This window comes from Streptomyces sp. C36 (genome assembly GCF_040932295.1).
Classification (GTDB): Bacteria; Actinomycetota; Actinomycetes; order Streptomycetales; family Streptomycetaceae; genus Streptomyces; species Streptomyces triculaminicus.
The window spans coordinates 143,897-169,197 of sequence record NZ_JBFQGI010000007.1 but is presented as its reverse complement, the minus strand read 5'-3'; the positions used below and the strand labels follow the sequence as shown (position 1 = coordinate 169,197).

At 73.7% G+C, this 25,301-nt stretch carries 18 protein-coding genes; 12 read left to right on the top strand and 6 right to left on the bottom strand.

Going from position 1 to position 25,301, the window contains the following annotated elements; translation table 11 throughout:
* Window positions 1-108 precede the first annotated feature (108 nt).
* The 3 genes from AB4K12_RS22035 to AB4K12_RS22025 all read left to right on the top strand — a co-directional run bounded on the left by AB4K12_RS22035 (window position 109) and on the right by AB4K12_RS22025 (window position 3,399).
* Window positions 109-1,389 carry a PspC domain-containing protein gene (locus AB4K12_RS22035; protein WP_368435829.1) on the top strand — a complete coding sequence of 427 codons (1,281 nt, stop codon included), beginning with the start codon at window positions 109-111 and terminating at the stop codon, window positions 1,387-1,389.
* Window positions 1,386-2,069 (top strand): response regulator transcription factor, encoded by a 684-nt coding sequence (locus tag AB4K12_RS22030; RefSeq protein WP_362253128.1) that lies wholly within the window; start codon window positions 1,386-1,388, stop codon window positions 2,067-2,069. The genes AB4K12_RS22035 and AB4K12_RS22030 overlap by 4 nt, the downstream gene beginning before the upstream one ends.
* Before the next feature lie 214 nt (window positions 2,070-2,283).
* Window positions 2,284-3,399 carry an alpha/beta hydrolase-fold protein gene (locus AB4K12_RS22025; RefSeq protein ID WP_362253125.1) on the top strand — a complete coding sequence of 372 codons (1,116 nt, stop codon included), beginning with the start codon at window positions 2,284-2,286 and terminating at the stop codon, window positions 3,397-3,399.
* 19 nt (window positions 3,400-3,418) lie between these two features.
* On the opposite strand, the gene AB4K12_RS22020 is transcribed toward AB4K12_RS22025, so the two are convergent.
* Window positions 3,419-4,567, bottom strand: coding sequence for an NlpC/P60 family protein (locus tag AB4K12_RS22020; RefSeq protein ID WP_368435828.1), 1,149 nt, complete (start codon window positions 4,565-4,567; stop codon window positions 3,419-3,421).
* Between the two features lie 205 nt (window positions 4,568-4,772).
* On the opposite strand from AB4K12_RS22020, the gene AB4K12_RS22015 reads away from it, so the two are divergent.
* Together AB4K12_RS22015 and pcrA are read left to right on the top strand one after the other, a co-directional pair.
* A complete protein-coding gene (locus AB4K12_RS22015; protein WP_362253120.1) occupies window positions 4,773-5,126 on the top strand; it encodes a hypothetical protein in 354 nt (117 codons plus the stop codon).
* A 99-nt stretch (window positions 5,127-5,225) separates the two neighbouring features.
* On the top strand, window positions 5,226-7,691 hold the full coding sequence (pcrA, locus tag AB4K12_RS22010) for a DNA helicase PcrA (protein WP_086572292.1): 2,466 nt from the start codon (window positions 5,226-5,228) through the stop codon (window positions 7,689-7,691).
* Window positions 7,692-7,753: 62 nt separating this feature from the next.
* On the opposite strand, the gene AB4K12_RS22005 is transcribed toward pcrA, so the two are convergent.
* Together AB4K12_RS22005 and AB4K12_RS22000 are read right to left on the bottom strand one after the other, a co-directional pair.
* Window positions 7,754-9,379 (bottom strand): peptidoglycan DD-metalloendopeptidase family protein, encoded by a 1,626-nt coding sequence (locus AB4K12_RS22005; RefSeq protein WP_368435827.1) that lies wholly within the window; start codon window positions 9,377-9,379, stop codon window positions 7,754-7,756.
* Window positions 9,380-9,632: 253 nt separating this feature from the next.
* Window positions 9,633-10,571, bottom strand: a complete 939-nt coding sequence (locus AB4K12_RS22000) for an esterase/lipase family protein (protein WP_368435826.1) — start codon at window positions 10,569-10,571, stop codon at window positions 9,633-9,635.
* 374 nt (window positions 10,572-10,945) lie between these two features.
* On the opposite strand from AB4K12_RS22000, the gene AB4K12_RS21995 reads away from it, so the two are divergent.
* Window positions 10,946-11,359 carry a cobalamin B12-binding domain-containing protein gene (locus AB4K12_RS21995; RefSeq protein WP_362253111.1) on the top strand — a complete coding sequence of 138 codons (414 nt, stop codon included), beginning with the start codon at window positions 10,946-10,948 and terminating at the stop codon, window positions 11,357-11,359.
* Window positions 11,360-11,489: 130 nt separating this feature from the next.
* Here AB4K12_RS21995 and AB4K12_RS21990 read toward each other — a convergent pair whose 3' ends face one another.
* Window positions 11,490-13,094: a DUF5691 domain-containing protein gene (locus AB4K12_RS21990; protein ID WP_368436082.1), complete on the bottom strand. Its 1,605-nt coding sequence runs from the start codon at window positions 13,092-13,094 to the stop codon at window positions 11,490-11,492.
* A 321-nt stretch (window positions 13,095-13,415) separates the two neighbouring features.
* A complete protein-coding gene (locus tag AB4K12_RS21985; protein ID WP_368435825.1) occupies window positions 13,416-14,825 on the bottom strand; it encodes an SWIM zinc finger family protein in 1,410 nt (469 codons plus the stop codon).
* A 132-nt stretch (window positions 14,826-14,957) separates the two neighbouring features.
* On the opposite strand from AB4K12_RS21985, the gene AB4K12_RS21980 reads away from it, so the two are divergent.
* The 6 genes from AB4K12_RS21980 to AB4K12_RS21955 all read left to right on the top strand — a co-directional run bounded on the left by AB4K12_RS21980 (window position 14,958) and on the right by AB4K12_RS21955 (window position 24,373).
* On the top strand, window positions 14,958-16,052 hold the full coding sequence (locus AB4K12_RS21980) for an AAA family ATPase (protein WP_368435824.1): 1,095 nt from the start codon (window positions 14,958-14,960) through the stop codon (window positions 16,050-16,052).
* Entirely contained in the window at window positions 16,049-18,541 is a 2,493-nt protein-coding gene (locus AB4K12_RS21975) for a DUF5682 family protein (protein ID WP_368435823.1), read from the top strand. Before AB4K12_RS21980 ends, AB4K12_RS21975 begins: the two co-directional genes overlap by 4 nt.
* 7 nt (window positions 18,542-18,548) lie before the next feature.
* Window positions 18,549-19,805 carry a VWA domain-containing protein gene (locus tag AB4K12_RS21970; protein ID WP_368435822.1) on the top strand — a complete coding sequence of 419 codons (1,257 nt, stop codon included), beginning with the start codon at window positions 18,549-18,551 and terminating at the stop codon, window positions 19,803-19,805.
* Window positions 19,806-20,041: 236 nt separating this feature from the next.
* The gene (gene sucC, locus AB4K12_RS21965; protein WP_368435821.1) at window positions 20,042-21,220 is read left to right on the top strand and encodes an ADP-forming succinate--CoA ligase subunit beta; all 1,179 of its coding nucleotides are present in this window, start codon (window positions 20,042-20,044) and stop codon (window positions 21,218-21,220) included.
* 20 nt (window positions 21,221-21,240) lie between these two features.
* Entirely contained in the window at window positions 21,241-22,125 is an 885-nt protein-coding gene (gene sucD, locus AB4K12_RS21960) for a succinate--CoA ligase subunit alpha (protein WP_086572652.1), read from the top strand.
* 247 nt (window positions 22,126-22,372) lie between these two features.
* A complete protein-coding gene (locus AB4K12_RS21955) occupies window positions 22,373-24,373 on the top strand; it encodes a DUF6350 family protein (protein WP_368435820.1) in 2,001 nt (666 codons plus the stop codon).
* 56 nt (window positions 24,374-24,429) lie between these two features.
* On the opposite strand, the gene AB4K12_RS21950 is transcribed toward AB4K12_RS21955, so the two are convergent.
* Entirely contained in the window at window positions 24,430-25,173 is a 744-nt protein-coding gene (locus AB4K12_RS21950; RefSeq protein WP_368435819.1) for a hypothetical protein, read from the bottom strand.
* Window positions 25,174-25,301 lie beyond the last annotated feature (128 nt).

Sequence of the window (25,301 nt, the reverse complement as noted above, 5' to 3'; positions counted from 1 at the left end):
CCTGACGCCATGGTGCGGTTCTCAGGCCCATGGCCCGGGGGTTTCCCCGGGTCGGTTCAGGGACGACCCTGATGCCGGGAAGGACGCGCTCATGTGACGATCAGTGGCATGACCGCCCCGACCCCGCCGCAGCTCTCCGACGGCCCGCCCCTGCGCAAGCTCTACCGCAGCGCCGACGGGCGGATGCTCGGCGGTGTGGCGCGCGGCCTCGCCGGGCACTTGGGCGTGCCGGTGTCCTGGGTGCGGCTGGCGTTCGTGGCGCTGATGATGACTCAGGGCATGGGAGCCCTGCTCTACGCCGTGTTCTGGTTCGTCGTCCCCCTCGGCATAGGCGGCGTGGAGGCCCCCAAGGCCGTGGCCGTGGAGACGTCCGCCGACGGGCGGCGCCCGCTCTTCGCCCGCAAGCCCGACCGCGGCCAGGTCTTCGCGCTGCTCGCGGTCGTCATCAGCGCGGCGATCTTCCTCGACCGGCTCCACCTCGGCCGCGCCAACGCCTACATCTGGCCGCTGGTGCTCATAGGGGCCGGCGTCGCCCTGGTGTGGCGGCAGGCCGACAACGCCCGCCGGGCCCACTGGATGGAGGTCGGACGCCGTAAGCGCGTCCTGCCGGTCGCGCGCGGTGCGGCCGGTGTGCTGCTGGTGGGCGTCGGAGCGACCGGCATCGTCGTCCTCCAGGGTTCCGCGGAGCACCTGGGCACGGTCCTGCAGGCCTCGCTGGCCGTGCTGGTGGGCATAGCGCTGCTGGCGGGCCCCTCGGTCGTCCGGATGACCCAGGACCTGTCCGCCGAGCGGACCATGCGCATCCGCGCCCAGGAGCGTGCCGAGGTCGCCGCCCACGTCCACGACTCCGTCCTGCACACCCTCACCCTCATCCAGCGCAACGCCGACGACCCCCGCGAGGTCGCCCGCCTCGCCCGGGCCCAGGAGCGGGAGCTGCGCAACTGGCTCTACAACCCCGAGGGCCGGGGCAAGGACGAGGCCGAGGAGCCGCGGACGCTGGCGGAGGCCGTCAAGGCCACCGCCGCCGAGGTGGAGGACCACCACGGCGTCCCCATAGAGGTCGTCGTGGTCGGCGACTGCCCCCTGGACGAACGCCTGGACGCCCAGCTCCAGGCCGCCCGTGAGGCCATGGTGAACGCGGCCAAGTACGGTGGCCAGGGCGGTGCCGTGCAGGTGTACGCCGAGGTCGAGGGGCGTACGGTCTTCATCTCCGTACGCGACCGCGGCCCCGGCTTCGACCTGGACGCGGTGCCGGACGACCGCATGGGCGTCCGGGAGTCGATCATCGGCCGGATGCAGCGCAACGGCGGCACGGCGCGCCTGCGCTCGGCGCCCGACGGGGGGACGGAAGTGGAGCTGGAGATGGAGAGGGCGGAGAAGGCGTCATGACGACCGAAGAGGTTACGGAGCGCCACGTCAGGGTCGTGCTGGTGGATGACCACCGGATGTTCCGCACGGGCGTGCAGGCCGAGATCGGCACCACCGCCCGCACGGGCGTCGAGGTCGTCGGCGAGGCCGCCGACGTCGACCAGGCGGTGACCGTCATCACCGCGACCCGCCCCGAGGTCGTCCTGCTGGACGTCCACCTCCCCGGCGGCGGCGGTGTGGAGGTGCTGCGCCGCAGCGCCGCGATGATGGCCGATCAGGAGGCGCCGGTCCGCTTCCTGGCCCTGTCGGTCTCCGACGCCGCCGAGGACGTCATCGGCGTCATCCGGGGCGGGGCGCGCGGCTATGTCACCAAGACCATCACCGGCACCGACCTGATCGACGCGATCTTCCGGGTCCGGGAGGGCGACGCGGTCTTCTCGCCCCGCCTGGCCGGCTTCGTCCTCGACGCGTTCGCCTCCACGGACGCGCCGCCGGTCGACGAGGACCTCGACCGGCTGACGCAGCGCGAGCGCGAGGTGCTGCGGCTGATCGCGCGCGGCTACGCCTACAAGGAGATCGCCAAGCAGCTCTTCATCTCGGTGAAGACGGTCGAGTCCCACGTCTCCGCCGTGCTGCGCAAGCTGCAGCTGTCCAACCGGCACGAGCTCACCCGCTGGGCGACGGCGCGGCGCCTGGTCTGACGCGGACGGCCGGCCGGGGTTCGGTGCGAAACCGGGCCGAACCCCCAGGGATCTCGCCGAACCCCTAGGGGATCTCGCCGAACCTCCCGGGATCTCGCCGAACCTCCCGGGACCTCACGGAACGAACCTCTCGGGCCCTCACGGAACCTCTCGGCGAGCCTCGCCATCTAGCTCAGGCGAGAAGCACAGCACCCGAAACGAGAGCCGCCGCCCGATGAGCCTGACGGGAACACCGTTCTTCCTGACCACGATCGTCCTGGTCGTGGTGGCCCTGGCCCTGCCGCTCACGCTGTGGGGCAAGGTCGGCGGCCCGAAGCTCGTACGCCATGTCACGCGCTTCTTCATGCTGCTGTTCGCGCAGGTCACGGCCGTGGTGATGGTCTTCGTCGTCGTCAACAACGCCAACGGCCTCTTCGACACCTGGGCCGACCTGCTGGGCACCGGCAACCACGTCAGCGCGGCCGCCGACCTCGGCCCGGACGGCACCGGCGGCACGTCGCCGGACCAGCAGCCCAAGGTCGCGCAGAAGTTCAAGCCCGCCTCCGACAAGCGCATGGGGCCCGGGGTCCAGGAGACCCAGCTCAAGGGCCGCATATCCGGCGTCGAGGGCGAGGTCTACGTCTGGCTGCCGCCGCAGTACGACGACCCGGCGTACAAGAACAAGACGTTCCCCGTGGTGGAGGTGCTGCCCGGCTTCCCCGGGTCGGCCAAGGCCTGGTTCGGCACCCTCAACGTCAACACGCAGCTCAAGCCCATGATGGAGAAGGGCGAGGTGGCCCCGTTCATCATCGTGGCGCCGCGCACCACCCTCCTCGGCGACGTCGACTCCGGCTGCGCCAACACCACCGGCAAGGTCAACGCGGACACCTGGCTCAGCGTGGACGTCCGCAAGATGGTCGTCGACACCTTCCGCGCCACCGACAAGCCCGACGGCTGGGCCGTCGCCGGCTACTCCGCGGGCGCCCACTGCGCGACCAAGCTGGCCATCGCCCACCCCGACCGCTACCGGGCCGGAGTGAGCCTGTCCGGCTACAACGACCCCATCGGCGAGCCCGCCTCCCTCACCGCGAAGACGCCGGAGCTCCGGGACGCGAACAACCCGCTGAAGATGCTGCAGCGCGCCGCGACCCCGCCGCACGTGGCGCTGTTCCTCTCGGGTGCGGAGGGCGACGGCTACCAGGGCGGCGTGGCGATCAAGGAGGCCGCGAAGGCGCCGACGACCGTGCAGGTCAGCATGGTCCCGGCGGGCGCGGGCGGCCACGGCACGGCCGTATGGAAGCGGCAGGTCCCCGACGTCTTCAGGTGGCTGACCAAGCACGTCGCCCACTGACACACCCGCGGCGGGACGCTCAGGCGGGCCGGGACGCTCCCACGAAGGGCATCTCGTCGATCGGCGCGATCCTCACCGGAGCCCCGGGATGCGGGGCGTGGATCATGCGGCCGCCGCCGATGTAGAGGCCGACGTGGCTGACGCCGGGGTAGAAGAACACCAGGTCGCCGGGGGCCAGCCGGCCGCGGGCGATGCGTCGCCCGGCGGCGATCTGCGTATAGGTGGTGCGCGGCAGGGAGACCCCGGCCGCCTGCCACGCCGCCTGCGTCAGCCCCGAGCAGTCGAAGCCCGACGGGCCGGTCGCGCCCCACACGTAGGGCTTGCCGATCGCGGAGTAGGCGAAGGCCACCGCCCGCGCGGCGCGCCCCGAGACGGCGGCCGCCGGGGCCTGCCGCGCCGCGGAGCGCACGGAGGCGAGGGTGGAGTCCGCCGCCTCGGCGACGGTGCCCGTGGCCCGCTCGCCGGCCGCGACGGCCGTGCGCTCCTCCTTGGGCAGCTCGCGCAGCAGCCGTTCGGCCCGGCCGAGCTTGGCCTCGACCGCGCGCTTGTGCCGGGCGAGGGCGGCCTCCTCGTGCCGGAGCTCGGCGAGGCGGGTGTCGGCGGCGCTACGGACTTGCTGGACGCCCCGCAGCTCGTGCCGTACCCGGGCCACCGCGCCGGCCTGCCGCTCGCCCGCCCGGCCGGCCAGCGAGGCGCCCTGCAGATAGCGGTCGGGGCTGGCGGAGAGCAGCAGACGGACGCTGGTGGGCATGCCGCCGTCGCGGTACTGGGCGGCGGCGAACGAGCCGAGGGCGTCGCGGGCGCTGTTGAGGCGCTCGGCCTTGCGGGCGGCCTCGTCCTGGAGCCGGTCGAGGGCGGAGCGCGCGCGGTCGGCCTTCTCCTTGGCGCCGTTGTACTTCTCGGTGGCCACCTCGGCCTGCTGGTAGTACCGGGCGACCTCGGCCCTGGCCTGCTCGGGGGTGAGGGCCGGGGCGGCGTGGCCGGTGCCCTCGAGAGCCGTGGCCGCGGCGGCGCCCGCGAGGGCGAGGGCCGCCGCCGCGCGGGCGGTGCCGCCGGCGAGGGGGCTCTGTTTGGGCTTGCGGTGGGACGCCACGATCGCCGTCACTTCCTTCCGGTCCGGCAGGGGGAGCCGGGCGGTGGCCCGCACGAGGGGGGAGGGGCGGGCCACCGCCGTTCTGGAGGAGGACGCTAGGCCTCGGGGAGATCCCGAAACGGCCATGACCGCTATTGCCCCTATTCGGCGGTTTGGTGACTGCTCGTGGCCGGGCGATCCCTCCCCGTGGAGAGGGATGCGGACGGCGACTGACCGAAGCCGTGTTCCTTCCCCACCTCCCGGCCGGGGGCTGGTATGGCCCCGGCTAGGGTCGGTCCCCATGGACGTACTGATTCACGCCCTCGTGGGCCTGCACATCATCGGCATCGCCTGCCTGCTGGGCGGCTTCCTGACCCAGATGAAGGCCATGGGCAGGGGCGAGGCCCGCATGGTCCCGGCGATGCTGCACGGCGCGCTGACCATGCTGGTCACCGGCGTCGCGCTGGTGGGCCTGCACCAGGCGCAGGGCCACACCGTCAACACCGTCAAGATCGGCGTGAAGCTGGCGCTGCTGGTCGTCATCCTGGGCCTGGTGTACGTCAAGCGGGACGAGGAGAAGGTCGAGGCCGCGGCCTTCGGCACGGTCGGGGCGCTGACCACCGCGAACGTCTTCATCGCCGTGCTCTGGGTGTGACCGTTCGGTGGGGGTGGCCACTGTCGGGTCTGTGGGGGTGGCCACTGTTGGCGGGATCGGGGGCCGCCTGTCAGTGCGGCCGCCTAGACTCGGGAGGCGATGAGCAGCCTCTTTGACGACAGCTTCCTGGCGGACCTGGCCCCCTCCGACGAGGAGCACCCGCCTCCTCCGGAGGACGTGGCCCCCGAGCCGCTGCCGGACGACCTGTTCGGCGGCGCCTTCGACGTACCCGTCCCCCGTGAGGCGTACTACCGCGACGGTGCCGCCCGCCCCGTCGTGGACCCCGCGGCCCTGCTCGAGGGGATGAACGACCAGCAGCGCGCCGCCGTGGTGCACACGGGCTCGCCGCTGCTGATCGTCGCGGGCGCCGGCTCCGGCAAGACGCGCGTGCTCACGCACCGCATCGCACATCTGCTGGGCTCGCGTCACGTCCACCCGGGGCAGATCCTGGCGATCACGTTCACCAACAAGGCCGCCGGCGAGATGAAGGAGCGCGTCGAGCAGCTCGTCGGCCCGCGCGCCCACGCCATGTGGGTGATGACCTTCCACAGCGCGTGCGTGCGGATCCTGCGCCGGGAGAGCAAGAAGCTGGGCTTCACGTCCTCCTTCTCGATCTACGACGCGGCCGACTCCAAGCGGCTGATGGCCCTGGTCTGCCGCGACCTGGACCTGGACCCGAAGAAGTTCCCGCCGAAGTCCTTCAGCGCGAAGATCTCCAACCTCAAGAACGAGCTCATCGACGAGGAGGCCTTCGCGGCGCAGGCCGCCGACGGCTTCGAGAAGACCCTCGCCGAGGCCTACGTGATGTACCAGTCGCGGCTGCGCGAGGCCAACGCCCTCGACTTCGACGACATCATCATGACCACGGTCCACCTGTTGCAGGCCTTCCCCGACGTGGCCGAGCACTACCGGCGCCGCTTCCGGCACGTCCTGGTCGACGAGTACCAGGACACCAACCACGCGCAGTACACGCTGGTGCGCGAGCTGGTGGGCACGCCCGAGAACGCGGGCGAGGAGGGCGTCGCCGAGCTGTGCGTCGTCGGTGACGCCGACCAGTCGATCTACGCCTTCCGCGGTGCCACCATCCGCAACATCCTCCAGTTCGAGGAGGACTATCCGGACGCCACCACGATCCTGCTCGAGCAGAACTACCGCTCCACGCAGACGATCCTCAACGCCGCCAACGCCGTCATCGAGCGCAACGAGAACCGCCGCCCCAAGAACCTGTGGACCCAGGCCGGGGCCGGCGCCTCCATCACCGGCTACGTCGCCGACACCGAGCACGACGAGGCGCAGTTCGTCGCCGACGAGATCGACCGGCTGACCGACGCCAAGGACGCCAAGGCCGGCGACGTCGCCGTCTTCTACCGCACCAACGCCCAGTCCCGCGTCTTCGAAGAGATCTTCATCCGCGTCGGCCTGCCCTACAAGGTCGTCGGCGGCGTGCGCTTCTACGAGCGCAAGGAGGTCCGCGACGTCCTCGCCTACCTGCGGGTGCTGGCGAACCCCGAGGACACCGTCCCGCTGCGGCGCATCCTCAACGTGCCCAAGCGCGGTATCGGCGAGCGCGCCGAGGCCATGATCGACGCCCTGTCGCTGCGCGAGAAGATCAGCTTCGCGCAGGCGCTGCGCCGCGTCGACGAGGCCTACGGCATGGCGGCCCGCTCGTCCAACGCCGTCAAGCGCTTCAACACGCTCATGGAGGAGCTGCGCACCGTCGTCGAGTCGGGGGCCGGGCCCGCGACCGTCCTCGAGGCCGTCCTGGAGCGCACGGGCTACCTGGCCGAGCTGCAGGCGTCCACGGACCCCCAGGACGAGACCCGTGTGGAGAACCTCCAGGAGCTCGCCGCCGTCGCCCTGGAGTTCGAGCAGGAGCGCGACGAGGACGAGCCGGGCACCCTGGCGGACTTCCTGGAGAAGGTCGCGCTCGTCGCCGACTCCGACCAGATCCCCGACGAGGACACCGAGGGATCGGGCGTCATCACGCTGATGACCCTGCACACGGCGAAGGGCCTCGAGTTCCCGGTCGTCTTCCTCACCGGCATGGAGGACGGCGTCTTCCCGCACATGCGCGCCCTGGGGCAGGCGAAGGAGCTGGAGGAGGAGCGGCGGCTGGCCTACGTGGGCATCACGCGCGCCCGCGAGCGGCTGTACCTGACCCGTGCGAGCATGCGCAGCGCGTGGGGACAGCCGTCGTACAACCCGCCGTCGCGCTTCCTGGAGGAGATCCCCGGGCAGTACCTGGACTGGCGCCGTACGGGCCCCGCGACGCCGTCGGCGTCCTCGCTGGGCGCCGGGTCGGGCGTCACCTCGGGATTCTCCTCGGGCTTCGCGTCCTCGCGCGGCGGCGCCAAGGCGGGTCCGAGCGGTTTCGCGACGCGCCGCGCCAAGGACCGTCCGGTGGTGGCGCTCGCCATCGGCGACCGCGTCACGCACGACTCGTTCGGGCTCGGCACGGTCGTCGCCGTCAAGGGCAGCGGTGACAACGCCGAGGCCACGGTCGACTTCGGCGAGGAGAAGCCGAAGCGGCTGCTGCTGCGCTACGCGCCGGTCGAGAAGCTGTAGCGCGGCACCCGGCTCGACGCCCTCGCGACCGCGCCCCCGATGGGGGCGCGGGTCGCGTCAGGTCACGTCGGGTCGAGGTCGTGGCCGCGCAGCCACGGCAGGGGGTCGACGGCCGAGCCGCCGGGCCGGACCTCGAAGTGCAGGTGCGGGCCGGTGGAGTTGCCGGAGTTGCCGGAGTAGGCGATGACGTCGCCGGCCTTGACCGACCCGGAGCGGACCTTGGTGCTGCTGAGGTGGCAGTACCACGTCTCGGTTCCGTCGGGTGACGTCACTATGGCCATGTTGCCGTAGGCCACGTTGTACTGCGTACGGACCGTGCCGTCCGTGGCGGCCATGACGGGTGTGCCGTAGGCGACGGGGAAGTCGATGCCGGTGTGCACCGACATCCAGTTGACGCCCGCCTGTCCGTACATCGCACTCAGTCCGTGCTGGCTGACCGGCAGCGCGAACTTGGGGCGCTCGCGCTCCTTCTTGGCGGCCTCCTCGGCCTTGCGCTTGCGCTCGTCCTCCTGCCGCGCCTTGAGGTCGATCCGCTCCTGGGTGCGGTTGGCGCGGCTGGCGAAGTCGTCGGCGCCGCGGCTGAGGCCGGCGAGCTGGGTGTCGAGCTTGCTGTTGGCCGCCGAGAGCTTGACGGTGGTGTCAGGGGCGGAGGCGGCCGTGGGCTTCGGGGCCTCCTTCTCGCCGCCCGTCATCACGGAGGCGGCGGCGATGCCGGCGACGCCCATGACGGCGACCGAGGGGACGGCGACGGTGAGCAGGGCCTTGCGGCGCGGCCGGTAGCCGGTGCGAGCGGGGGCGCCCTTGCGGCGGCTGGCGCGGGCGCGGCCGGGGACGTCGTCGTCACCGTGCGGCCGTGTCTGCGCCGGTACGGACGCGGACGCCTCGGAGGCTTCGTCGTCGAGGGTGCCGAGGGGCTCGAAGTCCGGCTCGTCGGCCGGCTCCGGCTCCTCGATGATCATCATGGCCCGGGTCTCGGCGTTCGCGACCGACTGGGCCCGGTTCTCCTCGGGGACGGGCGCGGGCGCGGCGGCGGTCAGGTCGACGCCGGACAGGTCGACCATGAGGGTGGGAGCGTGGCCGCCCTCGGGCGTCTGCATCGCCGCGTAGGCACCGGCGTCCCAGGTCTGCGTCTGCTGGGCGCTCATGTCCCACTGGCCGGAGGCGTCCTGGCCGGGGGTGTTCCACTGCTGGGCGGGGTACTGCCCGCTGGTGTCCCACGCCTGCTGGTGCGCGCCGGTGTCCCACTGGCCCGAGGCGTGCTGTCCGGTGTCGTACGAACCCGCCGGAGAGCCGGCCGCGCTCCACGCGCCGGTGTCCCACTGGCCGGACGCCGTGGCGCCGGGAACATTCCACTGGCCGGAGGCGTCGGGACCGGCCCACTGGCCGGAGTCGTGCTGACCGGAGTCGTGCTGGCCGGTGTAGTGCTGACCGGTGGCGTTCTGGCCGCCGAGGTCGTAGCCGCTGAAGTCCCAGGTCTGGGTCTGTCCGGTGACGCCCCATTGGCTGGTGGTGTCCCAATGGCCGGAAGTGCCGGAGGTGTCCCACTGGCCGGTGCTGTAGCCGTCGTATCCGGCGAAGCTCTGCGGGGAGGCCTGCTGCTCGTACGACGTGTAGTGCCCGTGCCCATAGGAGGCACCGGGAGCGGGAACGGACTGATCCGGGCCCGCCTGCGGGTGACGGTCGTTCACCACCACTTCCATTTCGCCTTGGCAGCAGGAGAATTAGCGGCGACTGTACCCGGCGGTATGCGGCAACGACAATCTTCCTCACGTTTCATGGGGTGAGGGCTCGGGCATTTAGCCGCCTTTCGGCTGACTGGGGCCCGGCTGGTCGGCCCGGCGTTCGATATCCGTTCGATCCGCTATCGGATGCGGGGGCGTCAAAGGGTCGTCAAAGGGGCGCCCGGACAGTGACTCCCGCATCGCGAAACGGGGGCCCGGTTCATGCGACCGAGGCGGCCCCTCGCGCGCCGGCCATGGCTTCTTCCGTGGTCAGCGCCTGCCGGATGCCCGCCGCCACGGCCCCGTGCACCGGCAGCGCCAGATGGCCGACGCCGCTGACGCGGACGTTCCGCGCCATCAGGTCGGGATGATCGATACGGGCCGTCTCCACCGGCACCATGATCTGATCCAGGTCGCTCCAGAAACCGATGAATTGCGTCGCGCAATGCGGTGCGGGCTCGGCCAGTTCCGCGATGACATCCGAATCCGGGCGCATCTGGCGCACCAGGGGATGGGCCGACATAAGGGGCGCCACGCGCGTGCCGCCGTGCGGCGTGCCGAGGGTGACGAGGGTGCGCACGCGGGCGTCGCCGCCCAGCCGCTGGATGTAGTAGCGGGCGACCAGTCCGCCGAGGCTGTGCCCGACCATGTCCACCCGTTCGTGTCCCGTGGCCGCGCAGACCTCCTCGACGTGCCGGGCGAGGAGGGTGGCCGCCGTGCGGAGGTCGCATGTGAGGGGGGAGTAGTTCAGCGACCACACGTGCCGCCAGCCGTTCCGCAGCAGCGAACGGCGCAGCAGGAGGAACACCGAGCGGTTGTCGATGAAGCCGTGGAGAAGAAGAACCGGCAGATGGGTGACATGTCCGGCCCCGGGCGTGTCGTCCGCCCCGGCCGCGTCCGGTCCCTCCTGCCCCTCTCGTCCCTCCAGAACCTCCCGTGCCTCTCGTGTTTCCCGTTCCCTCGTATCCCGGGCCTCGGTCGGGGCCGGCGGCAGGGGCGGGGGCGGCGGACGGCGTTCCTGCGTCATGCCGGTGGGGTACATCAGCACATGCGCGGTAAGGATCGCCAGCTCCAGGACCGTGGACCGCAGCAGCGCGGCCGACGGGCGCACAAGAGCACAAGGGCGTAAGAGGGTGCAGAGAAAGGGCAAGGCCCTCATGGCCGACCGACCTCCCGAACGGCACACAGTCAAGGCGGCCCTTGTCCCCCGTGTGCCCTCGCGGGCAGCTGTGCGCGGCAGCCGCACCGCTGTGCCGGGCGGCTGCCGACAGCAGGGTGCGGGCCTCGTAGCGGCTCCCCTCGCGACCGCTTCGTGGTCCGGCGACTCGGAACGGATCGGGCGCATGTGGCCCGTGAGACGCGGGTTACGGAAGCAGTGCGTAGCGAACGTGGTGTCCCACGTGTGATTTCCCCCTCGCTCTCCACCGCGAAACGGCCGCTTGCGGGATGCTGGAGATAACGTTCGTTCACGTCCCCGGGCCCCTTGGGTACGGGGCCTCGCGGCCGGTTGACGGCTCGTACCTGGAGGCAGTGATGGGAGTGACCGGTCCGATCCGCGTGGTGGTGGCCAAGCCGGGGCTCGACGGCCATGATCGCGGAGCCAAGGTCATCGCGCGTGCGCTGCGCGACGCCGGCATGGAGGTCATCTACACGGGGCTCCACCAGACGCCCGAGCAGATCGTCGACACCGCCATCCAGGAGGACGCCGACGCCATCGGTCTGTCGATCCTCTCCGGCGCCCACAACACGCTCTTCGCCAAGGTGATCGAGCTCCTGCGCGAGCGCGACGCGGCCGACATCAAGGTCTTCGGCGGCGGCATCATCCCCGAGGCCGACATCGCCCCGCTCAAGGAGCAGGGCGTCGCCGAGATCTTCACCCCGGGCGCCACGACGACGGCGATCGTGGAGTGGGTGAACGCCAACGTCCGGCAGACGGCGGGGGCGTAGCCGAGGCCGTACCCTCCGGTTCCTCTTCCGGCGCGCGCTGCCCGGCGGGGGCGTCTCCTACGGTCCCGCCCGGCAGCGGGACCGTACGGGGCCGCGGTCCCGCGACCGTACGGCCCGCGCCCGCTCGGGGCTACGGCCCCGTGGCCACGGCGTCCGCTTCCTGCTCGGCGAGCTCCGCGCTCATCGCGGCGCGCAGGCGCAGCGTGCCTATGAGGCGCTGGAACGCCTCGACCCAATAGCCCGCGGCGCCGGCGGCGGCGCCGTCCGCCGGCCCCTCGGGGACGGTGGTGAGCGCCTCCAGCCGGTCGGCCTGGGCCGGGTCCAGGCAGCGCTCGGCCAGGCCCATCACCCCGCTGAAGCTCCACGGATAGCCGCCCGCGCGCCGTGCGGCGTCCAGCGCGTCCACCACCGCCGCGCCCAGCGGCTCCGCCCAGGGCACGGAGCACACTCCCAGCAGCCGGAACGCCTCGGACAGGCCGTGGGCCGCTACGAACTCCGCCACCCACCCGGCCCGTTCCGTCGGGGGCAGCGCGGACAGCAGCCTGGCCGGGTCCAGCCACGAGGAGCTCGCCGGGGCGGGCGGTGACGTCGCGGGGCCGAGCAGGGCCCGGGACCACTCCGCGTCCCCCTGCCGGGCGGCCGCCCGGCACCAGGCGGCGTGCAGGTCCGGCTGCCAGCCGTCGGCGACCGGCAGGGCCACGGCCTCCGCCGCGCCGCCCACTCCCAGCCGCTCGCACCAGATCGCCAGCGGGGCCGCCTCCACCAGCTGGCTCAGCCACCACGACCGTTCGCCGCGGCCCGCCGGCGGCTTGGCCACCACGCCGTCCCGCTGCATCCCGCTGTCGCACTCGTGCGGCGCCTCGACCACGACGCGCGCGCCGCCGTCGGCCGTACGGTCCAGCGCCACGCACGCCCGGGCGCGCTCGGCCATCCGGGCCGTCAGGGCCGAACCGGGCAGGGCCGTCAGCAGCTCCGCCGCCGTGGCACGGACGTTGCGGCTCCGGTCGGACAGGGCCTGTTCCAGGAACGTCTCGTCGGCGGCCGAGAGCTCCGCGCGCAGTGAGTCGAGGAGCATCAGCCGGTCCTCCGCCGGCTCCTTCGCCCAGGTCGAGGCCAGCAGCTCCCGCCCGGCGCCGGGATCGCGGCGCCGTACGGCCGCCAGCACGGCGACCCGCTCCGCGAACAGCCCCTCCTGCCAGACGCGCCCCTCGTCCTCGGGGCTTCTCGTGGGCGCGGCGGCTCCTGGGAAGCCTGCCGTCGTACCGCCGCGCAGGGCGTACTTCCACTGCGGGTTGAGCCGGGCCAGCCACAGCGCCCTGGGCCCGCCGAGGGCCAGCGCCGCCGGCCGCAGGTCGCTGCGGGCCCGCGCCGCCTCGAGCAGCGCGGGCAGCAGCGCCTCGGGGGCGCGGTAGCCGTGGCCGTTGGCCGTCGCCAGCCACTGGGGGAGCAGTTCGGTGAGGTCCGGCGCGCCGCCCCGGCGTCCTCCGCCGCCGGGCGCGGCCCGGTCGGCGAGCAGCAGCGCGAGCCGTCGCCGGGCCGCCTCGGGCAGGGCGGGCCGGTCGTCCCGGGGGGCCGCCCCGGGCCGAGCCCGGGCGGGGGCCGGCAGCAGAGCGGCCCGTCGTCGCACGGTCCGCAGCGCGGCGGCGTCCAGCAGCGCCCCGGCGGCGTCCTGCCCCGGCCGAGGCCGCGCGGGCACCGCCCGCCGCTCGGTGCCGAGCAGGGCCGTGGTGAGCAGATCGTCCCAGCCGGGCCCGTCCCAGGCGGGAACGCTCGTGCTGGGACCGCTCGCGCCCGGCCCGCTCGAGTCGATGCCGTCGGCTGCGGCGGAGCCGGCGCGGGGGATGGGGCTGCTGTGAGTCGCGGGAGTGGTGATGGAGCTGGTCACGGGCGTGCCCTCCTGTGCGGTGACCGCCCGGTCCGGATGAGGCCGGGTGGATGAGGCGGATGAGACGGCTGAGGTGGGATGAGACGACTGAGGCGACGTCTGCGACGACCGAGGTGGTGGACGACCGAGGTGGTGCGAGAGGCCGCGCGGGCCCGCTCGTACGGGCGCGCGTCAGAGCGCCACCGGCTCCGGCGCCCATGTGGTCAGCGGGGTGAAGCCCCGGTGTCCGCACTCGCCGAAGACCGGCACCGGGCCGCCGCCGGATATCGCCGTCAGCCGCCACAGGCCCATGTCGTCCCCGCCGCCCCCGGGCGGGACGGGAAGCGCCGACTCGCCCGGAGCGTCGGCCACTTGCCAGCCCTTGCCGTCCGCGTCCGGCACCGGAGTCACCGCCGAGAGGACCACCGGCCAGGACTCCAGCCAGGGGTCGTCCCGCAGGGCCTCGCCGTAGGCGCGCAGCGCCGCCTCCGTGTCGCCGCCGGGCGGCGGTGCCGGGCTGGGCTCGGGCGGGCCGTAGCGCCTGCCCAGCGCCGCGCGCAGCGGACGCGCGGAGGGATGGAAGGCCAGGTCGGCGTCCAGGGCGAGGCCCACCGGAAGGGAGAGCTCGGGCGCGCGGCCGGCGGCGCCATAAGAGAGGAGGAGGGCCATCCGGCCCGTGCTCCTGCCGTACAGCCAGATGCGGCGCGTGGTCAGGCGGCCGTCGTCGGCGTCCCGCTGGGCCAGGACCAGCCAGCGGTCCCGCACGGGCGGGACGGAGGCCAGCAGGGCCGCCGCGTCCGACGTGATGCCGACGCGCGTGCGGACCGTCGCCGCCAGGGACTCCGGCAGCTCCTCCACCCGCAGATACCCCTGACCCAGCGTGTGCAGCAGCGCGCACTCCTCCAGCAGCCGTGAGGCCCGGTCCGTCCCCTCCACGGACCCGGCCCCCACCACCGACGCCAACTCCCGTACGCGCGCGGCCAGTCCCGGCGCCTGCGCGTCGACCATGCGGGCCGCCGTCTCGTCCCACTGCCCGTACGCCGCCCCTTCGACGGCCGCGAGCCCGCCCCGCAGCAGATCGGCCAGCCGCCGCTCCAGCTCGGCCGCCCCCTCGGCGATCCGCCGCGCACGCCGCTCGGAGCGGCGCCGGGCCGCCTCGGCGTCCACGGGAGCGGGAGCCGTCCCCCCGTCCGGCCCACCCCCCGCCGCCCGCTCGGCGCGCTGCCGCCGCCGCTCCAGCCACTGCCCCGCCCACTCGGGCGGCGTCGCGGCCGAGGACGGCACGGCCGCCTCCCCCTCCGACCACAACAGCAGGAGCCCCAGGGCGTGTTTGCACGGGAACTTCCGGCTCGGGCAGCTGCAGTGGAAGGCCGGACCCCCGTCCCCCGCGAGGTCCACGACCGTGCGGTACGGCGTGCTGCCGCTGCCCTTGCACTCCCCCCAGAGCGCGCCCGCGCCCCCGCCCGTCCCCCCGTCCGTGTGCGCGCTCGCGCCCGACCACGGACCGGGCGCCGCGAGCTTCGCGCCCGCCTTGCGTGACGCAGCGTCAGGAGCCAGCGCGAGCACCTGTTCCGCCGTCCATCGTTCCCCCTGCGGATTCATGCCGACGACGTTACGACCCCCCACTGACAATCGCCCTGACCTGCGGTTTCCACACCTCCGGGCCGATTGTCAGTGGTGTGGTGCAGGGTTTTGGACGTAACCCGGAACCGCACGACGAGGGGGACTTGAACCGTGCCCGGAATCTCCACAGAAGCCCTGCGCCCGCATGCCGAGGACGCCTTCGCCGACGAGCTGAAGGCCCTCGCGGCGGCCGACGACCGCCCCAGGCCCGCCCGTTGGCGCCTGTCGCCGTGGGCCGTCGCCACCTACCTGCTCGGCGGCACCCTGCCCGACGGCACGATCATCACACCGAAGTACATCGGCCCGCGCCGGGTCGTCGAGGTCGCCGTCACCACGCTCGCCACCGACCGCGCCCTGCTCCTGCTCGGCGTGCCCGGCACCGCCAAGACCTGGGTGTCCGAGCATCTGGCCGCCGCCGTCAGCGGCGACTCCACCCTGCTCGTTCAGGGCACCGCCGGAACGGCCGAGGAGGCCATCCGCTACGGCTGGGACTACGCCCGCCTCCTCGCCCACGGCCCCAGCCGCGAGGCGGTCGTGCCCAGTCCCGTCATGCGGGCCATGGCCGAGGGCATGACCGCGCGGGTCGAGGAGCTCACCCGCATCCCCGCCGACGTCCAGGACACCCTGATCACCGTCCTGTCCGAGAAGACCCTGCCCATCCCCGAGCTGGGGGAGGAGGTGCAGGCCGTGCGCGGGTTCAACCTGATCGCCACGGCCAACGACCGCGACCGGGGCGTCAACGAACTCTCCAGCGCCCTGCGCCGCCGCTTCAACACCGTCGTACTGCCGCTGCCGGCCAGCCCCGAGGCCGAGGTCGACATCGTCGCCCGCCGCGTCGACCAGCTCGGCCGCTCCCTCGACCTGCCCGCCACGCCCGACGGCATCGACGAGATCCGCCGCGTCGTCACCGTCTTCCGCGAGCTGCGCGACGGCGTCACCACCGACGGCCGTACGAAGCTCAAGTCGCCCTCGGGAACGCTCTCGACGGCCGAGGCCATCTCCGTCGTCACCGGCGGTCTCGCGCTCGCCGCGCACTTCGGCGACGGCGTCCTGCGGGCGGGGGACGTGGCCGCCGGCATCCTCGGCGCGGTCGTCCGCGACCCGGCGGCGGACCGCGTCGTATGGCAGGAGTACCTGGAGACGGTCGTCCGTGAGCGCGACGGCTGGAAGGACTTCTACCGCGCCTGCCGCGAGGTGTCCGTATGAGCGGGCCCGCCCCGGCGCTGCTGGGAGTGCGCCACCACGGGCCGGGCTCCGCGCGGTCGGTGCGGGCGGCGCTCGAGCAGTGCCGGCCGGCCGCCGTGCTGATCGAGGGGCCGCCCGAGGCGGACGCCCTCATCCACCTCGCGGCCGACGAGGGCATGCGCCCTCCGGTGGCGCTGCTGGCCCACGCCGCCGCCGACCCGGGCCGGGCCGTGTTCTGGCCGTTCGCCGACTTCTCCCCGGAGTGGGCCGCCATCCGCTGGGCGCTCGCCCACGACGTGCCGGTCCGCTTCATCGACCTGCCCGCCGCGCACACGCTCGCGTTGAACGAGGAGAACGAGGAGAACGAGGAGACGGACGAGGGCGCGGAATCCGGAACACCGGCTGACGAGGACGGCGAGGCCGGCGAGGACGACAAGGCCGGCCGCGCGCCGCGGCTGGACCCGCTCGCCGCGCTCGCCGGGGCCGCCGGCTACGACGACCCCGAGGTGTGGTGGGAGGACGCCGTCGAGCACCGCCGCGGCGCCGGACGCGTCGCACCGGACGGCGACGCGCTCGCGCCGTTCGCGGCCATCGCCGAGGCGATGGCCGAGCTGCGGGCCTCCTTCGGCGACGCCGCCGACGACGGCCCCCGGGCCGGCCGCGACGCCGTCCGCGAGGCCCACATGCGGCTGCGACTGCGCGACGCCCGGCGCGAGTTCGGCGACGGCATCGCGGTCGTCTGCGGTGCCTGGCACGTCCCCGCCCTCACCGAGAAGCGGACCGTGGCCGCCGACCGGCAGGCGCTCAAGGGCCTCCCCAAGGTCAAGGCGGAGATCGGCTGGGTGCCCTGGACCCACCGCAGGCTCGCCCGGCGCAGCGGCTACGGCGCCGGCATCACCTCACCCGGCTGGTACGGGCACCTCTTCCGCGCCCCCGACCGGCCCGTCGAGCGCTGGATGACCGATGTCGCGCGCCTGCTGCGCGACGAGGACCATCCGGTCTCCTCCGCGCACGTCATCGAGGCCGTGCGGCTCGCGGACACGCTGGCCGCCATGCGCGGCCGGCCGCTCGCCGGCCTCGGCGAGACCACCGACGCGGTGCGCGCGGTGATGTGCGACGGCTCGGACGTGCCGCTCGCCCTCGTCCAGGACCGGCTCGTCATCGGCGACGTCCTCGGCGAGGTCCCCGAGTCCGCACCGGCCCCGCCCCTGCAGCGCGACCTCGCCCGCCTCCAGCGCAGCCTGCGGCTCAAGCCCGAAGCGGCGTTCCGCGACATCGAGTTCGACCTGCGCAAGGACACCGACGCGGGCCGCAGCAGGCTGCTGCACCGGCTGCGCCTGCTGGGCGTCGGCTGGGGCGAGCCGCAGCGCTCGCGCGCCGGTCTCGGCACGTTCCGGGAGACCTGGCGGCTGTGCTGGGAGCCGGAGCTGTCCGTACGGCTCGCCGAGGCGGGGGTGTGGGGCACGACGGTGGAGGGCGCGGCCACCGCGAAGGCCGAGTCGCTGGCGCGGGGCGCCACCGCCCTCGCCGAGGTCACGGCCCTCGCCGAGCAGTGCCTGCTCGCGGGGCTGCCCGACGCCCTGCCCGTCGTCATGCGCGCCCTCGCCGACCGCGCCGCGCTCGACTCGGACGTCGGGCACCTGGCCCAGGCGCTGCCGGCCCTGGTCCGTTCCGTGCGCTACGGCGACGTGCGCCGCACGGACACCGCGGCCCTCGGCGAGGTGGCGGAGGGCCTCGCCGAACGCGTCTTCGTCGGCCTCCCGGCCGCCTGCTCGGGACTCGACGCGGACGCGGCGGCGGAGATGCGCGGCCACGTGGACGCCGTCCACCGGGCGGTGGCCCTGCTGGCGGAGGCCGACGCGGGGACGGACGCCGGGACCGCCGAGGCCGACGCGGGGACGCATGCCGGGACCGCCGAGGCCGACGCGGAGAAGACCGGCGAGGGCAACGGCCAGAAGACCGGCGAGACCGGCCCCCTGCGCGAGGACCCCCTCCGTGACCGCTGGGCCGCCGTCCTGGCGACGCTGGCCGAACGGGACGGGCTGCCGGGCGGGATACGGGGTCGGGCCGCGCGACTGCTGCTCGACGACGGGCGGCTGACGCACGAGCGGGCCGCCCGGCTGATGGGGCTCGTGCTCTCGGTCGGCACGGCGCCCGCCGAGGCGGCCGCCTGGATCGAGGGGTTCGTCGGCAGCGGCGGTTCCGGCGGGATGCTGCTCGTCCACGACGAGCGGCTGCTCGCCCTCGTCGACGCCTGGCTGACCGGCGTGGCGCCGGACGCCTTCACGGACGTACTGCCCCTTCTGCGCCGCACCTTCTCCGCGTTCGAGCAGGGGGCGCGCCGCACGCTCGGCGAGCGGATACGCCGGGGCGGGACGGGGGACGCGGGGGCGGCGGGACCGGGCGAGAAGGCGGTACGCGGCTTCGGGGCGGGCCTCGACGAGGAGCGGGCGGCGGCGGTGCTGCCGACGATGCGCCTGCTGCTGGGCATGGCACACACAGGGGGATGAGAAGCGGATGACGACGACCACGCACACCACGGCGGCGGACAACACCGACACGCACACCACCGACACGCGCACCACCGCAACGGACATCACTGTCCCGGCCGTCGACGCCGAAGCCGCCGCCGAGCGGCTTCGCCGCTGGCGGCTCGTGCTCGGCGGGGACGGCGGCGACGGCACGGGCTGCGCCCTCGCCGGTACGGACGCCGCCATGGACCGCACCCTGGAGGCGCTCTACGGCTCGGGACCGGGCGACGGCAGCGGGCGCGGCGGCCCGCGCGGGGCCGGCCTCGGCGGCTCGGCGCCGCGCGTCGCCCGCTGGCTGGGGGACATCCGGACGTACTTCCCGACGTCCGTCGTTCAGGTGATGCAGCGCGACGCCATCGACCGGCTGGGGCTGTCCGCCCTGCTGCTCGAGCCGGAGATGCTGGAGGCGGTCGAGGCGGACGTGCACCTCGTCGGCACGCTGCTCTCGCTCAACAAGGCGATGCCGGAGACCACCAAGGAGACCGCGCGGGCCGTCGTCCGCAAGGTGGTCGAGGACCTCGAGAAGCGTCTGACGACGCGCACCCGCGCCACGCTCTCCGGCGCCCTGGACCGTTCGGCGCGCGTGAGCCGCCCCCGGCACCACGACATCGACTGGAACCGCACCATCCGCGCCAATCTCAAGAACTACCTCCCCGAGTACCGCACGGTCGTCCCCGAGCGCCTCATCGGCTACGGGCGGGCCTCGCAGGCGGTGAAGAAGGAGGTGATCCTGTGCATCGACCAGTCCGGTTCGATGGCCGCCTCCGTCGTCTACGCCTCCGTCTTCGGCGCGGTCCTCGCCTCCATGCGGGCCCTCACCACCCGTCTGGTCGTCTTCGACACGTCCGTCGTGGACCTCACCGACCAGCTGACCGATCCGGTCGACGTGCTGTTCGGCACCCAGCTCGGCGGCGGTACGGACATCAACCGCGCGCTCGCCTACTGCCAGTCCCGCATCACCCGCCCGGCCGAGACCGTTGTGGTCCTCATCAGTGATCTCTACGAGGGCGGAATCCGCGACGAGATGCTCAAGAGGGTCGCCGCCATGAAGGCGTCAGGGGTGCAGTTCGTGACCCTGCTGGCCCTGTCGGACGAGGGCGCCCCCGCCTACGACCGTGAGCACGCGGCGGCCCTCGCGGCCCTCGGCGCACCCGCCTTCGCCTGCACCCCCGACCTCTTCCCGGACGTGATGGCGGCCGCCCTGGAGAAGCGCCCCCTGCCCATACCGGAGGCCGCCGTCTGACACGCCGCGGCGCGCCGGAAGCGTACGGGCGCCGTCGCGATCTGTGAGCGTAATCACGGCCTGAGTGTGACCTGCGATTTAAGGTCACACCCCCCTCGGGGATAACCTGCGAGACGGACATGCCGCGTCAACGGTGACCGTGTGCCGCCCTCGTAAAAGATCGCGTCGTCACGCTGCCTGCGGCACGCCCGCGCAGACAACGAACCGCGATATCCATGGAAAAGGGACGGACGCGCGTGGACCTGTTCGAGTACCAGGCGAGGGACCTCTTCGCCAAGCACGGTGTACCGGTGCTGGCCGGTGAAGTCATCGACACGCCTGAGGGGGCGCGCGCCGCGACCGAGCGTCTCGGTGGCAAGTCGGTCGTCAAGGCCCAGGTCAAGGTCGGTGGCCGTGGCAAGGCCGGTGGCGTGAAGCTGGCCGCCACCCCGGACGAGGCCGTCGCTCGTGCGACGGACATCCTCGGCATGGACATCAAGGGCCACACGGTCCACAAGGTGATGATCGCCGAGACCGCTCCCGAGATCCTCGAGGAGTACTACGTCTCGTACCTCCTCGACCGCACCAACCGCACCTTCCTGGCCATGGCCTCGGTCGCCGGTGGCATGGACATCGAGGAGGTCGCCGCGACGACCCCCGAGAAGCTCGCCAAGGTGCCGGTCGACGCCAACGAGGGCGTCTCCATCGAGAAGGCCCGCGAGATCGTCGCCCAGGCGAAGTTCCCGGCCGAGGTGGCCGAGAAGGTCGCCGAGGTCATGGTGACCCTGTGGAAGACCTTCGTCGCCGAGGACGCGCTCCTCGTCGAGGTCAACCCGCTCGCGAAGGTCGCCAGCGGCGACGTCATCGCCCTCGACGGCAAGGTCTCGCTCGACGAGAACGCCGACTTCCGCCAGCCGGAGCACGAGGCGCTCGAGGACAAGGCCTCGGCCAACCCCCTCGAGGCGGCCGCCAAGGCCAAGGGCCTGAACTACGTCAAGCTCGAGGGCCAGGTCGGCATCATCGGCAACGGCGCGGGTCTGGTCATGTCGACCCTCGACGTCGTCGCCTACGCCGGTGAGAACCACGGCGGCGTCAAGCCCGCCAACTTCCTCGACATCGGTGGCGGCGCCTCCGCCGAGGTCATGGCCAACGGTCTCGAGATCATCCTCGGCGACCCGGACGTCAAGTCCGTCTTCGTCAACGTCTTCGGTGGCATCACCGCGTGCGACGAGGTCGCCAAGGGCATCGTCCAGGCCCTCGAGCTGCTGAAGAACAAGGGCGAGGACGTCACCAAGCCGCTGGTCGTGCGCCTCGACGGCAACAACGCGGAGCTGGGTCGCAAGATCCTGTCCGACGCCAACCACCCGCTGGTGCAGCGCGTGGACACCATGGACGGCGCGGCCGACAAGGCCGCCGAGCTGGCTGCGGCTAAGTAAGGGACGAGGACTCCACAACCATGGCTATCTTCCTCACCAAGGACAGCAAGGTCATCGTCCAGGGGATGACCGGTGCCACGGGCATGAAGCACACCAAGCTCATGCTGGGTGACGGCACCAACATCGTCGGCGGCGTGAACCCGCGCAAGGCCGGCACCGAGGTCGACTTCGACGGCACGGCCGTCCCGGTCTTCGGCTCCGTCGCCGAGGCGATGGAGAAGACCGGCGCCGACGTCACTGTCGTCTTCGTCCCGCCGGCCTTCGCCAAGGCCGCCGTGGTCGAGGCGATCGACGCCGAGATCGGCCTGGCCGTCGTCATCACCGAGGGCATCGCCGTCCACGACTCGGCCGCCTTCTGGGCGTACGCCTCGTCGAAGGGCAACAAGACCCGCATCATCGGCCCGAACTGCCCCGGTCTGATCACCCCGGGCCAGTCGAACGCCGGCATCATCCCGGGCGACATCACCAAGCCCGGCCGCATCGGTCTGGTGTCCAAGTCGGGCACGCTGACCTACCAGATGATGTACGAGCTCCGTGACATCGGCTTCTCCTCCGCCGTCGGCATCGGTGGCGACCCGGTCATCGGCACCACGCACATCGACGCGCTCGCCGCGTTCGAGGCCGACCCCGACACCGACCTGATCGTCATGATCGGCGAGATCGGTGGCGACGCCGAGGAGCGGGCCGCGGACTTCATCAAGGCCAACGTCACCAAGCCGGTCGTCGGCTACGTGGCCGGCTTCACCGCGCCCGAGGGCAAGACGATGGGCCACGCCGGCGCCATCGTGTCCGGCTCCTCCGGCACGGCGCAGGCGAAGAAGGAGGCCCTCGAGGCCGCGGGCGTGAAGGTCGGCAAGACCCCGTCCGAGACCGCCCTCCTCGCGCGCGCCGCGCTGGCCGGCTGACCCTTCTCCGGGTTTCCCGGCGGCTCCTCCGGTTCTCCGGCGGACGCCAAGGCTCCACGACGTGGGCCCGCACCCCTCAGGGGGTGCGGGCCCACGCCCGTCTATGGGCCCGTCCGTCTATGGGCCCGCTCCGCATACCCGCATACGCCCCCGTACAGCCGCATAGGCGCATTCATCCGGCGCAAGCGACACGACGGGCATGTGACGGCTACCCGCACCAAAGCCGCGTTCTTGGCAGCATGGCCCCGTGAGTGAGTACGCCGATCATGGCCCGTCGTCGCCGCCGCGCCCGCGGCCCGCCGTGAGCGGGCCGTCCGCGACGACCTCGGTGTTCTTCGGCGGGGTGCTCGCCGCGGGCCTGGGGCTCGGCGCCTTCGCCATGGTCGTGCTGGCGCTGTGGATCATCTCCCCGTACCCCGACGGCGGCCCGGCGAGCGCCCTGCGCGTGGCCGCCGACCTCTGGCTGCTGGCCCACGGCGCCGACCTCGTGCGCATCGACTCCCTCTCCGGTGACCCCGTCCCCATCGGGCTCACCCCCCTGCTCTTCGCGGTCGTGCCCTGCACCCTGCTCTACCGTGCCGCCCGGCACGCGCTCGAGCCCGCCGAGGGGGCACTGCCGGACGAGCCGGGCCCGGCACCGTGCACCGCCTTCACCGCGATGCTCGGCGGCTATCTGCTGGTGGCCCTGGCCGCGTCGGCCTACGCGTGGGACGCGCCGGTGCGCCCCTCGCCCCTGAGCGTGCTGCTGTGCCTGCCCCTGGTCGCGGGAGGGTTCGTCGCGGCCGGGATCTGGACGGCGGCGGGGCGCCCCGGGCTGCCCGCGCCGTCGCCGGTGCGGCGGACGGTGCCCGAGGGCGTGCGGTGCTGGTTCACCGGTGCGCATCTGGCCGAGGTGGTCCGGGCCGCCGCGGCGGCCACGGCCGTGCTGCTGGGTGGCGGCGCGCTGCTGGTGGCCGTGTCGCTGGCCCTGCACGCGGGGGTGGCCGAGGAGGCGTTCGCCCAGCTGTCGCCGCGTTGGTCGGGCCGGGTGGCGATCGGGTTGCTGAGCGCGGCCCTGCTGCCCAACGCGATGATCTGGGCCGTGGCGTACGGGCTCGGGTCCGGCTTCACGGTCGGCGCGGACAGTGTGGTCGCCCCACTGACGGCGGTCCCCGGGCCGTCCGCGCTGCCGCGCTTCCCGCTGCTCGCCGCGCTGCCGTCGCCCGGCGAGGCCGGGCCGCTGGTGCTGGTGGGCGCGGCGGTGCTGGTGGGCGCGGCCGGGATCGCGGTGGCGTTCGCCGCCGTTCCCCGGCCGGGGAACGCGGACTCCGCCTCCGCTTCCGCTCCCTCGCCGTCCCTGCCGGGCTGGCTGGACACGGCCGTGACGGCCGCCCTGGGGGCGCTGCTGTGCGGGGTGGTGATGACGGTGCTGGGGTACGCGGCGTCCGGCCCGCTCGGCAACGGCGCGCTGGCGGACTTCGGGCCGCGGTGGTGGCGTACGGGCGCGTCGGCGGCCGCCTGCACGGTGGCCGTGGGGCTGCCGGGAGCGATGCTGGTGCGGTGGCGGCTGGGGGTTGCGGTGCGTGGCGCCCGTGAGGAGCGAACGAGGCTGACGGGATGGCGGAGGGTGGGGGAGCTGCTGGGGCTGGCGGTGGAACCCCCGCCGTCGCCGACTCCCGCCTCACCGGCCCCGCCCGAGGCCACGACCGACGGCACGACCGACGCCACTCCCGACCCGGCCACCCTCACCGACCCTTCCGACACCCCCACCCCAGCCGGATCCCCAGCGCCGGCCGATGCCCCGGCCGACGCTGCGGCCACCCCCGCCGAGGAGCCCGGACCGGCTCCCTCCCGGTCCTGGTGGCGGGCGGTCGCGGCGTGGTTCGGGTTCGCCGCGGGCGGGACGGCCGCACCGGCGACGGAGAGCGTGGCCTACGAACCGGAGACGCTGCCGGTGATGCCGACGCCGCCGCACAGCGAGGCGCTGTCGGAGGCGGAGGCGACCCCGCGCAGGGCCGAGCGGCGGCGCTGGTGGAAGCCCCGGCGGCGCAAGGGGACGCGCCGCAAGCCGCGCTCGACGAGTCGCCCGGGCCCGGCGTTCGCCCAGCCGCCGGTGCCGGCGTGGCACGACGCGGCGTCCCGCCGGGGCCGCTGGGCCGCGCTCAAGGACTCGAGCGGCGGGCTCATGGCGGACTTCGCGCCCCGCGACCTGACGCTGCCCGCCCGCGAGGAGCGGCCCGACTTCCCGCCGCCCCACCCCTCCCCGTGAACCGTGACCGTGAACCGTGAACGTGACGGGGGCGGGGGCGGGGCCCGGCGGCGGCCTCAGTCCTGGTTGCCCAGCAGCGGCCGCAGCTGCTTCGGCAGGTGGTTCTCGCACGCCTGCAGGGACGTCTGGGTCAGGGCGTCGTCCACGCACGTGTAGTACTCGCGGTAGACGAGGTGGAACGAGAACGTCGCCGCGACGATGGCCAGCGCCAGGCCGCCCGTGACCAGGCCGCTGACCGCGGCCGTGGTCTGGGGGCGGAAGCCACCGGGGCCCGGGGTGGTGGTCGGGGCGGGCGTGTCCGGGTCGCGGGGCCTGGCCTTGGCGCGCAGCGAGCTCACGCCCCAGTACAGGGAGAGCGCGCCCAGCAGCAGGGCCACCTGCGGAATGCTGAAGAGGGCGAAGAAGAAGCCCCACATGCCCGCGAGCAGGGCGTAGCGGGCGCGCCGCTGCGCCGGGTCCGTCGGATCCCAGCGCAGGCCGCCACCGGGGCCACCCGGCCCGCCGCCCGACGGGCCCTGGCCGCCGCCGAAGCCGCCGTCCTGGCGGCCGGGCTGCCGGCTGCTCCACTGGCTGCCCCACACCGGCCGCTGGTCGTCCCCGGAGCCTCCGTCGCCGTCCCCCTCGCCGCCGCCCGTGGGCGTCCGCGGCTGCCAGGGCCGGTCCGGCTGGCCCTTCGGCGGCGCCGCGAAGGGGTTGTCCCGCTCCTCCGGGCCGGCGGGCGGCGGCGACTGGCGCTCGCGCAGCACGGCGGCGGTGGGCAGCGGGGGGCGGTGAGCCGAGTGGCGGCGTCGGTCCGGCATGTGGAGTGTGTCTTCCCCTTGTGTCGTCGGCCTGCACCTCGAGCGTACGGCGCCGCGTCCGTTTTCCCGTTTTCCCGCGTCGCCGTCCGGTCCGGTCCCGACGCTACCTCCCGTGCGCGCCCCCGTCC

Excerpts from the sequence above, each read along its gene's own strand:
- AB4K12_RS22035 (WP_368435829.1), top strand. The coding sequence starts at position 109 with ATGACCGCCCCGACCCCGCCGCAGCTCTCCGACGGCCCGCCCCTGCGC.
- AB4K12_RS22030 (WP_362253128.1), top strand. The coding sequence starts at position 1,386 with ATGACGACCGAAGAGGTTACGGAGCGCCACGTCAGGGTCGTGCTGGTG.
- AB4K12_RS22025 (WP_362253125.1), top strand. The coding sequence starts at position 2,284 with ATGAGCCTGACGGGAACACCGTTCTTCCTGACCACGATCGTCCTGGTC.
- AB4K12_RS22015 (WP_362253120.1), top strand. The coding sequence starts at position 4,773 with ATGGACGTACTGATTCACGCCCTCGTGGGCCTGCACATCATCGGCATC.
- pcrA (WP_086572292.1), top strand. The coding sequence starts at position 5,226 with ATGAGCAGCCTCTTTGACGACAGCTTCCTGGCGGACCTGGCCCCCTCC.
- AB4K12_RS22000 (WP_368435826.1), bottom strand. The coding sequence starts at position 10,571 with ATGAGGGCCTTGCCCTTTCTCTGCACCCTCTTACGCCCTTGTGCTCTT.
- AB4K12_RS21995 (WP_362253111.1), top strand. The coding sequence starts at position 10,946 with ATGGGAGTGACCGGTCCGATCCGCGTGGTGGTGGCCAAGCCGGGGCTC.
- AB4K12_RS21985 (WP_368435825.1), bottom strand. The coding sequence starts at position 14,825 with ATGAATCCGCAGGGGGAACGATGGACGGCGGAACAGGTGCTCGCGCTG.
- AB4K12_RS21975 (WP_368435823.1), top strand. The coding sequence starts at position 16,049 with ATGAGCGGGCCCGCCCCGGCGCTGCTGGGAGTGCGCCACCACGGGCCG.
- AB4K12_RS21970 (WP_368435822.1), top strand. The coding sequence starts at position 18,549 with ATGACGACGACCACGCACACCACGGCGGCGGACAACACCGACACGCAC.
- sucD (WP_086572652.1), top strand. The coding sequence starts at position 21,241 with ATGGCTATCTTCCTCACCAAGGACAGCAAGGTCATCGTCCAGGGGATG.
- AB4K12_RS21950 (WP_368435819.1), bottom strand. The coding sequence starts at position 25,173 with ATGCCGGACCGACGCCGCCACTCGGCTCACCGCCCCCCGCTGCCCACC.